Annotated in this window: 6 protein-coding genes; 1 reads left to right on the top strand and 5 read right to left on the bottom strand. The window is 63.4% G+C overall.

Going from position 1 to position 10,604, the window contains the following annotated elements:
- Window positions 1–2: 2 nt before the first annotated feature.
- From NTZ26_01940 to NTZ26_01960, 5 genes are all read right to left on the bottom strand, one after another.
- Window positions 3–2,174, bottom strand: coding sequence for a sulfatase-like hydrolase/transferase (locus NTZ26_01940; GenBank protein MCX6559253.1), 2,172 nt, complete (start codon window positions 2,172–2,174; stop codon window positions 3–5).
- 72 nt (window positions 2,175–2,246) lie between these two features.
- Window positions 2,247–3,215 (bottom strand): tetratricopeptide repeat protein, encoded by a 969-nt coding sequence (locus NTZ26_01945; GenBank protein MCX6559254.1) that lies wholly within the window; start codon window positions 3,213–3,215, stop codon window positions 2,247–2,249.
- Window positions 3,216–3,674: 459 nt separating this feature from the next.
- Window positions 3,675–4,583, bottom strand: coding sequence for a GWxTD domain-containing protein (locus tag NTZ26_01950; GenBank protein ID MCX6559255.1), 909 nt, complete (start codon window positions 4,581–4,583; stop codon window positions 3,675–3,677).
- Window positions 4,580–6,667, bottom strand: a complete 2,088-nt coding sequence (locus tag NTZ26_01955) for a GWxTD domain-containing protein (protein ID MCX6559256.1) — start codon at window positions 6,665–6,667, stop codon at window positions 4,580–4,582. Before NTZ26_01955 ends, NTZ26_01950 begins: the two co-directional genes overlap by 4 nt.
- Before the next feature lie 142 nt (window positions 6,668–6,809).
- Window positions 6,810–6,941 (bottom strand): hypothetical protein, encoded by a 132-nt coding sequence (locus NTZ26_01960; protein MCX6559257.1) that lies wholly within the window; start codon window positions 6,939–6,941, stop codon window positions 6,810–6,812.
- Between the two features lie 110 nt (window positions 6,942–7,051).
- Here NTZ26_01960 and NTZ26_01965 point away from each other — a divergent pair, with 110 nt between their 5' ends.
- Window positions 7,052–9,919, top strand: a complete 2,868-nt coding sequence (locus NTZ26_01965) for a TonB-dependent receptor (protein MCX6559258.1) — start codon at window positions 7,052–7,054, stop codon at window positions 9,917–9,919.
- Window positions 9,920–10,604 lie beyond the last annotated feature (685 nt).

Genomic DNA, 10,604 nt, shown 5'->3' on the forward strand with positions numbered 1-10,604 from the left:
TCTCAGCGGACCGAGGCTTTGAGCCTGGCGATCTCCGCCCGCGCGCTTTGGATCTTGGCTGGGGGCTCGTTCTTGGGATTGTTCAGATAGCGCTCGAAATGGCGAACGGCTTCCGCCGCGTCGCCCTTCTCCCGATAGCACAAGGCCAGGCTGTAGGTGGCGTCAGGATCGGGTCCCATGGCGATGATCTGGTTGAAGGCCTCGATGGCCTTGTCGAATTCCTTGGCCCGGGCGTACGAGACTCCCAGGGATCGGTAGACCTCCGGGTCCCGGGGATAGTCCCGAACCAGAGTGACGTAAATCTTGGCCGCATCCGGAAGCCTCCCGGCCGCGGCCAGGTTGCCCGCGTAGCTCAAACGGACGAACTTGTTTTCGGGCTCGATCGCCAAGGCCCGCTCGTAATAGCCGCGGGACTCGTCCGGGCGCTTCGTCTCTTCCAGGATCAGGGCCATCCCGGTCAGGGCGTCCATCGAGCGGGGGTTGATCTTCAGGATGTTCTGCATGACGGCGGAGGCATCGGCGGCCCGGCTCATCACCAGGTAGGTATAGCCCAGGCGGGTCATCAGCAGCTCGGAATCCGGCAGCCGGGCCAGGCCGTTGCGCAGGGTGGCGACCGCCGCCTCGAAATCCTTGAGCCGGGCTTGGGCCAAGGCCAGGCCGACATAGCTCGAGGCGGCGTCGGGGCGCAGGTCGACCATTTTCGCCTGCAGCGCGACAGCTTCGGCGAAGCGGCCTTCGTATTCCGCCGCTTCCGCGTCCTGGACCATCTTCAGCTCGGCTACCTTGTCCTTGGGATCGGCCGCGCCGGATTTTCCCGACGGATCGGAGTAATCCACGTAACCCAGGGATCGAAGCCGGGCCTTATCGGACTCGCTCGGCGTCCGCCGGGCCGAGACCGTGCCGTCCTTAAGTGCGGCCTGGAGTCGGGCCTTCAGATCGCCGGCGGTCGTCCCCTGGCCGGCCATATTCTTCTCCTCGCGGGGATCGTTGGGCAGGTCGTATAGCTCCCGCTTGGGCGCATCGATGTACTTCCAGGGCCCGGAGATGAGCCCGGTCAGGGCGGCCCAGCCGAAGTTCTCGTGCGGGTAGAACGTCTCCAGGTAGACTTCCAGGTCGGCCTTCTTGCGGCCCTGAATGTAGGGGATCAGGCTCGTGCCCTGGACTTTTTCGGGGACGGGGGTTTCCAGCATGTCCAGGACCGTCGGCAGGATGTCGATCAGGCGGACGCGGCTCGGGACGACGACGCCGGCGGGCAGCCGGCCTTCGGCGTAGATGATCAAGGGGACATGAACGGCGGGCTCGTAAAGAAAGACGCCATGCCCAAACTCGCCCTTTTCGCCGAACGATTCGCCGTGGTCGCCCACCGCGACGAACAGGGTCTTCTCCAGCAGGCCTTTGGCCTTGAAACGGCGCATGATCTGGCCGACGATGGCGTCCATGTAGGCCACTTCTCCGTCGTATGGCCGGCCGGCGAACTCCTCGCGGATTGGCGACGGGGGGTTGTAGGGGAGATGGGGATCGAAGAAGTGGATCCAGGCGAAGAACGGGTCCGGCCCGGCGGCGTTCTTTTCGAACCAGGGCTCGAAGACCTGCAGGACCTGCTCGGCCCGGCGTTCGCCGTTGACCGACTTGAAGGGCGAACCAGGCTGGATGTCGTCGTCGTAGACGTCGAAGCCCTTGTCCAGGCCAAACCGGGAGTCGACCGAGAAGGAGGCGGTGAAGGCCGCCGTCCGGTATCCCTTGGCCTTCAGGGTCTGGGCCAGGGTCGGCGTCTCCGGCGGCAGGGCGTAGGTGCCGTTGTTGTGGACGCCGTGGGCGTAGGGGTTGAGCCCGGTCATGATGGAGGTGTGCGAGGGCAGGGTCAGAGGGACCTGGGCATAGGCCTTGGCAAAGCGCACGCCGTTGCGGGCCAGGGCGTCGAGGTTGGGGGTGGCGGCCTCGGCGTAGCCGTAGCATCCGAGTCGGTCGGCCCGGGTCGTGTCCAGAGTGATCAGGACGACATTGAGGCGGCTGTCCCGGCCGATGGGGACGGGCTTGGGCCGCAGCAGCAGGTAGGCCGCGGCGGAGACGATTACGACGCCCCCGACAAGCACCGGCCAAATCCGGAGCAGGAACGGCTTCCGGTCCGGCGGCGGGACGGCTTTGGGGGCGGGCTTCTTCTTTTTCTTGGCCATGGCCGATTTCCTCGCCAAAAAAATCCCCGTCCCGATCGGAGCCGGATGGCCCGAGTCGGGACGGGGAGGCGCTTACTTCTTGATCATGCCCAGGATGCTCCTGGCCTGCGCGGCCCGGTCACCATCCGGCTCCAGGGTCAGGAATTTTTCGAACTTGGCGATGGCGTTGGCGTTGTCCGCCTTGTTCAGGTAGACCATGCCGAGCTTGAGGTAGGAATCGGGCCAGTCGGGCTTGATCTGGGAGGCCAGGGTGAAGTACTTGATGGCCTCATCGTAGCCCTGGTTGGAGAAGAAAATCTCGCCGACGTTGTAGGCCAGAACCTCGTCCTTGGGCGAGGCCTCGATGGACTGCTTGAAGTAGTCCTGGGCCTCGGGGAGCTTGTTCTGCTTGAGCATGATGTTGCCCAGGCCGGCCATGGCCTTGGCCATCATGTCCTTGCCCAGGGCGGCGTCGGTCTTGGACCGCTCGATGATCTCGTTATAGATTGCGGTGGCCTTCTCGAAGTCCCCCTTCTCGCGGTAGCAGTCGCCGATCGAGAGGCGAACCTGGTAGGCCAAGGGGTTCTTCTGGATGAAGGTCTCGAATTGGACGACGGCCTCGTCATACTTGCCCTCGCGGAAGAGCTTGTTGCCGTTTTCGAGGAAGGCGAAGGAGGCTTCGTCCTCGATCAGGCCGCCGCCCGGCTTTTCGGACTTTTTCAGCTTGATCCTAACCGGAGGATTGACGGCCAACTGGCTGACGTAGATGGGCTGGTTGACCGGGTCGAAGCCCTTGGCGTATGAGACCAGGTTCCAGTTGCCGGTGCCGAGTCCGAGGAACGACCACTCGCCCTTTTTATTGCTCAGGCAGTCCCGCTTCAGGCTCGCGTTCTGGGAAAAAGTGATGATCACCTTGGCGCCTTCGAGGGGGTTGTCTTCGAGGTCGGTCACCGTGCCGCCGATGTGGCCGATGCCGCGCCCGGCCTGGGCCGAAGCGAAGCCCGCGGTGAAGAGCACGAGGACGGCCAGGATGCTCCAGAGTTTGATTCTATGGTTGCTCATTTTAAGCCTCCGCATATGATTTATGCAAAGATCATGCCAGTTCCGAGAGTCGTGGGGACTGCCTCCCAAACCTATCCTTATCAAATAGATAAGTCCGGTTCGGGGGCTGTCCAAGCCGTCTCCAAACGATTCGCCGACCGGCGGCCGTTTGTATAGATTCTTTCCAGGGCGCAAACCGCCCTCGTTACGACCCCCGAAACGGCTGTCGTAGCGAGGACTGCAAAGCCCGCCCTAAGAAGCAGACATTGTATCATTTTCAGGACGGGATGGGAATAAAGACAAGATGTCATCCCGAGGAGTGCTAAGAGCTTTCATTGTCATCCCGAGGAACGCTAAGGGTTTTTGTTGTCGTCCCGAGGCCCTGACGTGGGGACCTCTCCGGGATTGCCACACCCTCGCCGGAAGCGAGGGTTCGCAATGACAAAACAACGTCCCGTTGCTCTCGCAACGACGGAAAAACTAATTTTTCACCGGCACGCGCTTGGAAATCTTGGCTCCGTCGCCGGAGTTCGTCAGGGTCACTTCGAGGACTGATTTGCCGGCCGGCAGGGACAGCGGGATCTCAATCGCTATCTTGCCGCGGCCGATCTTGGTCAGCTCCTCCGGGGTGAAGCGCAGGGGCTTTTCGGTCGTAGTCTCCCAGAGCCGGACATCCTTGGCGTCGAGAGCTTCCGCCTTAATGGTCAGGACGGCGGTGAGCGTTCCCTCCTCGTCCTTGAACCAGATCTTGCGGTAAGGGACGAGGACGCGCAAAAGCGCTTTCCCCTTCGCTTCGACCCGCAGCTCGGTCTTGAACTCCAGAATCCCGGCCTGCGCCTTGACCTCGGGCTTCCAGGCCAATTGGGTCTTCATGATCTCGGCCAGCTGAATGGCGCTGTCCGCCTCCAGCCGATAGTTGCCGTTCCAGTTGGGGTCGCGGAAAACGATCGGGAACCAGCCGTAGAGCCAGATTTCAGTCGGGATGTCGTAAAAGGTCATGCCCCGGGGGAATTGCTGGCGCTCGTCCGGCTGGCCGAGCAGGATATAGATCCGGCCGCGGTCCTGCAGCCAGCCCGGCTCGCTGCCCCGGCCTTCGTTGAAAAGAAAGTTCGCCTCTTCGAGGCGCTGAAAGTACTGGATCTTGAACTCGTTCTCCTCGGTCGAGGGGTCGGGGTCGCGCTTGGTCCAGAAGTCGTTGACGAAGGCGGGCCTGGCGGCCGCCGGCAGGTTGCGGAACATCCGCCGCTCTTCCCGGGTGATGATGTACCGGACCTTGGACAGAAAATCCCGGCTGTCGGGATCGAGTAGGCGTTCCAGCCGGGCCGCGGCGCAAGCGGCCGCGGTCATCAAGGCGAGGAGAGCGGCCGCCAGGCGCACGGATCGTTTCATTTTTTGTCCTTGAGGGTTTTCACCCGCTCCTTGAGCTGGGGCTGGTTGAGGTTGATCTGGAGTGATCTCTCCCAGGCCACCAGGGCTTCGGGGAAGTTGCCCAGGTTGAAGTAGCATTCGCCGATCGCGTTCAGGATTTCGATGTTGGTCCCGAAATGGGCCAGGTATTCCTTGTAGCGGGCGATGGCCGGTTCGAGCTCGCCGGCCCCCTGGTGGGCTTGGGCGGCGAGCTGGAGGAAGTCCCATTTGCGGTCGTCGACCAGATAGGCGGCGGCGACCGACTTGACGCCGGCGTAGTCCTTCTCCCGCAGCAAGAGGCGGGCATAGTCCAGGGCATATTTGATTTCGCCCGGTTGGCGCGCGTAGGCCGCTTGAAGCAGAGGCCGGGCCTTGGCCGTGTCGTCCACGGCCAGGTACTCGGTGCCCAAGATGTGCAGGCTGGCCGGCTCGGTCGAAGCGGCGTGGGTCAGGGAGAGCACGAAGGGGCGGGGCAGGGTCAGCATCGGCGTGATGTAGAAATCCGCTTTTCCCGTCAGCCGGCTCTTCCGATCGGCGTCGCGGACGGTGATCTGGAGCCGATACTGGGCCGGCGGGAAGTCGGTCAGCGAAATCTCCTCGTAGAGGTTCGTCTTGTCCGGGATCTCGGCCACGGTCCGGACGAAGGACTTGAAGGGGACGCCTTCGCGCAGGATGGCGTATTCGATCGAGCCGCCGTTGCGGACGTCGGCGGGGGCGTTGATCATTTGGCTGAAGACCGACAGGGTGTCGCTTTGCTGGAAGTCGTTGCGGGGCGAGGGGACAAGCTGGATGTCATTGAGCAGGAAGGCTTTGGTCGCTCCCCGGTAGCTCGACGACTTATTGGCTTTGTTGGCCAGGATGGGGGCGTTGAGGGCGAATTCGTCCGCCTTGGGGACGAGGATCTCGGCTTCGGCCGAGGTGAATTCCTTGGAGACCCGGTTCTTCCACATTACGTTCAGCTTGAATCGTCCCGGGATAAGGGGAAAGAGGTCCTGGTAGCTGAACAGCTTGGCCCGGATGGCGGTGAGCTGGGCGTCGTTGACGTCCAGGGGGACACTGCGGTTGAACTGGTAGATGGTCCGGCCGGGGTTGGCCGCGTCGGTGACCCGGCCTTCAATGTCCATTTCGGTGTGGTAGCCCTGGGTCGAGGTCTGGAAATTCAGCTTGCTCGGCTCGATGGCCAGGTGGACGAAGGCCTGCCCGTTGGCGTCCCGGAAGACCCCCATGATCGAGTCGTTGTTGATCCAGTTGGTGGAGTAGTCGACCTCGATGATGTCCTTGTAGCGGAGGAGCTTCTCGGCGTAGTCGTCCTTGACCTTCTCATAGCCGGAGGCCGGGATGTTCTGGCTGAGCAGGATCTCGGTGGCCATCGAGGGCCGGTCGGTCATGACCGAGTCCCCCGGGATGAGGGTCAGCGAGACCTGGGCCACGGCCGGCTCGACCGACTGGATCTGGTAGAAGGCCGCCTCATAATCGGTCGCGTCCCCCGAATAGTGCATCAGCAGGTGCTGGGGGCCGTCCTTGATGGGCGAATAGATCTTGTATTCCTGGGCCCCCTCGGGCTTGAAGAAGACGACGTTGAAGGCCGCGGGCAGGCGCGTGTCGCCCTTGGTGTCGAAGAACCAGATGATGGTCGGCCGGAGCTCGGGGATGTTCTCGAAGCGCTCGATCTCCTTGGGCTCGCCGAGCAGGATGTAAATGCGGCCCTGGTCCGTCCGCCAGCCCGCCGTCGGCGTGTCGCGGCCCAGCCATTGGTTGGCGTAGGCGATGCGCCGGTAATGCTCTTCGCGGTACTCGTTCTTATCGGTTTCCGGCGTCTCGTCGCGCTGCTTCCAGAAGGCCTTGATGAAGGTCTCCCGCTCGCGATCGGTCTCGAGCTGGAGGAAGACGTCCTTTTCCTTCGGCGAGATGATATAGACGACTTCCTCTTCGATCCAGCGGCGGTACTGGAGCGGCAGGTCCTTGGGAGATTTTTTCTTGGATTGATCGGCCGCGGCCGCCACGGAGGCTAGGCAGGCAACGGCTAACAGTAGGCAAATGAGTCGGATACGGCGGTTTTTCATCATATGATTATATTCCTCGTCCCGGTTTGGGTCAAACGGCTTCCCTGTAAAGAACCTTTCCTTCCAGCCGAGCGAGGCCTGGCCGTTTTCCCTGGACGATTCTGAAACTCCGCCACGCCTCTTTCCGATGCAATTTTCGTGCCCATTAGAACAAAGACATCTGGCCGCGGCCGGATGCCGTTTCGTCCTCTTCGCCGCCGTCGGGGAACAGCCGGATGACGCCGAATTCTCCGCCGTGTCCGGGGGCGATCCGGACCAGCCCGCGGCGCATCCGCACAAGGCGCTCAGTGTAGAGGATCGTCCCGCGGTACGCAAGCCCCGCCGGCCGCCGTTTCGGTTGATTGGAGGGGCCGGATCGGCTATCCTATTCGAGATAGGGAGGATGGCTTGAAAAAATATATTTTCGCCCTCGGTTGTCTCATCCTGGCGGCCGGGTTCGCCGCCGCGCAGGATCCCGGCGGGATCGTCGGCCGGGTCATGGACGCTGAGAAAAATCCTCTGGCGGGGGTCGCCGTGACGCTCTCGGGCGGACGCGTCGCCACCCAATACGCCGTCACCACGAGCGAGGGGATGTTCCGGTTCGTCAGCCTGCCGGCGGCCTCGGATTACGCCCTCGAGCTGGACCTGCCGGGCTTCAAGACCCTGCGTCGGGACCGCCTGGTCGCCGCCTTCGGCCGGGACGTCCGCCTGACGCTTACGCTCGAGCCGCTGCCTCCCGACGAAATGATCACGATCTCGGGCCGGACCCCGATGATCGACAAGAACGACAGGCGGGCCGGATACGCCGCCGATGCGCTCGAAATCATCGCCCTGCCCACGCCCCGCGACCCCTGGATTCTGCTGGCCATGGCGCCCGGCTTGGTGGCCGACCGCGAGAACGTGGGCGGCGCCGAATCCGGACTGCAGGCTTACGTCTACGGGGCCGGCGCGGCCTGGACCGACACGGTTTGGACGCTTGAGGGGACCGATATAACGGATCCTTCCGTGCCCGGGGATTCCCCGGTCTATGTCGACATGTCCAACTACGCGGAGATCCGGGCGGAAACGGCGGGCGGGGACGCCCGCACCCGCACGCCCGGCCTCCAGCTCCATCTGGTGCCCCGGCGCGGCGGCCCGGTCTGGTCGGGCGGCTTCCATTTTGACATGGCCGATAAAAGCCTTGAGCTGAACAACATCCCGCTCGCTCTGAGCTCCGCCGGCCTCGGGTCGCCCGGCATCAGCACGATCCGCCTCTACGGCGGCAACCTCGGCGGAATGCTGCTCAACGACCGGCTCTGGGGGGCCGGCGCCTTCGGCATCCAGGACATCACCAAGCGGACCATGACCGGGGCGCTCGACGCGGCCTTCATCGCTTCCGGCTACACCAATTTCGACCTCAAAATCTCGCCTACCGCCCGGCTCAACGCCTTGTTCGCTTATGACGAGAAGCGGTCCTCCAATCGGGCCTTTTGGGGCGATACGGAACAGGCGCCGGAGACGCGCTGGACGCAGACGGGGCCGAGCCTGACCGGCAAGGTCCGCTTTGAAAAGAAGATGGGGGCTTTCCTCTGGGCCCTGACCGGCCTCGTCTCCTCGATCGATTTCCACCTGCAGCCGGTCAACGGGGCGCGAACCCCGGACGGCTCCGGGAATTACCAGATTCAAGATTTCGATCCGGCGTTCTATGTCTCCGGCAACGCCAACGATTACCGGCGCAAGAGCCGCCAGCTCGGCGTGGCCGCTACCGGCCGGGCTTTCTTCGACCATATCCTGGGCGGCGGGCACGAGCTGTCGTTCGGAATCGAGATGCGCTCGGCCGCGGCCACCCTGTCGGACACGATCGAGGGCAACCTCATCCTGCAGGATTACGGCTACGGCTGGGTCGAGGCGAACCTCCTGCGCGACACCGCCGCGTCCTACGGCTACACCCGGTTTTCGGCCTTCGCCCAGGACACGATCGATTGGGGCCGGGTATCGCTGACGCTGGGCCTGCGCTACGACCGGGAGCACGCCGTCATCCGCAACCAGATCGTGCCCGAGTCGCCTTGGCTGCCTCAGTATCTGACGGGCCTGAACGTCTCCGAATACGATCCCGGCTTCGTCGGAAGCGTCGTCTCGCCGCGCATCGGCTTGAGCTACGATCTTCGCGGCGACGGGCGCGATGTTCTCCGGCTGTCGCTGGCTCTTTTCGGCAGCCAGACCGGGATGGATCCGGCTGTCTTCATCAACCCGGCCTCGGCCGGGATCGGCCTGCTCTGGAGAGACGCCGATGGCAACGGCCGGGTGGCGATGAACGAGCTGTGGGGATTCGACTGGCAGACCGGCCAACTGGTCTCGCCCGATGATCCGGCCCATTGGCTTTACGCCTGGGGGTTCGATCCCTCCAATCCTTCCTCTTATACGCCCGCCAATCAGCTGGCCTCGAGCTACGCGACGCCTTTGACGGACGAAATTCTGCTGTCCTACGAGAAAGAAATCCTGCCCGACTTCGGGGCCCGCCTGGAAGTGCTCTACCGCAAGCGGCACCGCCTCTCCCTCGACAGCGGGATCCTGGCCGGCGGGCAGGTCGAGGATGCCTCCAACTGGGTCCTGATCGGCCACAATACGATCGTCGACACCGACTATTGGACGCGCCTGCAAGCCGCCTACGGAACGTATCGGGACACGTCCCAAAGCCGCTTCGAACAATACACGTCCGTCACCCTGAGCTTGACGAAGCGCTATGCCCGCGGCTGGATGCTGGACGGGTCTTTCACCTACGCCGATTGGAAGGCCAACTACGGCGGGGATTATCTCGACCCCACCAACGTCGCCTACTTCAACGGTGCGGCGGTGGCCCCCGAGTCCCAGGGCGCCGATCTGGCCGGGGTCTTCGTCAATTCCCGCTGGACGGCCAAGCTGGCCGCGATGGTCCGCCTGCCCTTCGGGTTCAACGCCTCCGGCGTGCTGACCGCCCGGGAAGGGTTCATCATCCCGACCTATACGATCGTGCAGCGCCCGAACATCGGTCCGACCTTGCTCTACGGCGTTGCCGGGGGCGGCGGCAAGCTGGGCGACACCCGGCTGCCGACCCTGTTCCTGCTGAACGTCCGGCTAGAAAAAGAATTCGCCATCGGCGACCGGATCCGGCTGGCCATTGGGGCGGACGGGTTCAACATCCTGAACGCGTCCACCTCGCTCAAGCAGGCCGGGCGGATCGAGGCGGCCGATTTCCTGCAGACCAAGCTGATCCTCAACCCGGCCGTCTTCCGCCTGGGCGCCCGCGTGGCCTTTTAAGAAAAAAGGTTCATCGCCCAATTCCGGGAAGGGCAGTCCGGGGTCGCCGTTGGGGGCAACGGTGCGATGCGCCGTGATCGGTTCCCCCCGACATCCTCAATCCGACCGCTATCGACGGCGCATTGGTCGTCCCGGCCAATCCGCTCGGCGCCTCAGCGCTTCGCAGTCCTCGTCGGGATGTCGTTTCGACGGTCCCCGCGAGGGCGGAACTCCGCATTCAAGATCTCCCGGTCTTGGAGATTTCCCCCTCCGTTTCGATACCCTCAGATGGTCGCGTGCTCAAACAGCCCTCGGCGGCCGTTGGCTTCCCTCAGAGAGTTGTGGAAAAAGGCGCCGCCCTTGCGATTTCGCCGTTGGCCGGCACCCCGAACTGCTTGGGCTTCCCGGAATCGGGCGAAGATCCAAGAAAGGTTTTTCTTCCATCTCCGGGGGATGGTCAGGCGGCAGGGTGTCCGGCCAACGGCGAAATCGCGAGGGTTTAGCCTTCTTGTGCCTCAGTTCCATGGATTTGGGTCTTGCGGCACCGTTTTTATCGAAGATAAAGACGGTGCGATAAGTGAGGCGAAGAAGGCGTGAAAAACCCGAGCCGCCGGGCCGGATGCCCTGCCGCAGGCCCCGAAGATGGGAGAAAAAAAAGCCCTATCCCCCGCTAGGGGGGTAGGGCTGGAAATCGAATCTAGCGGAT

It is taken from the genome of Candidatus Aminicenantes bacterium, assembly GCA_026393855.1.
Taxonomy (GTDB): Bacteria; Acidobacteriota; Aminicenantia; order Aminicenantales; family UBA4085; genus UBA4085.

Coding starts and splice junctions, on each gene's coding strand:
- NTZ26_01940 (MCX6559253.1), bottom strand. CDS start 2,174: ATGGCCAAGAAAAAGAAGAAGCCCGCCCCCAAAGCCGTCCCGCCGCCG.
- NTZ26_01945 (MCX6559254.1), bottom strand. CDS start 3,215: ATGAGCAACCATAGAATCAAACTCTGGAGCATCCTGGCCGTCCTCGTG.
- NTZ26_01950 (MCX6559255.1), bottom strand. CDS start 4,583: ATGAAACGATCCGTGCGCCTGGCGGCCGCTCTCCTCGCCTTGATGACC.
- NTZ26_01955 (MCX6559256.1), bottom strand. CDS start 6,667: ATGATGAAAAACCGCCGTATCCGACTCATTTGCCTACTGTTAGCCGTT.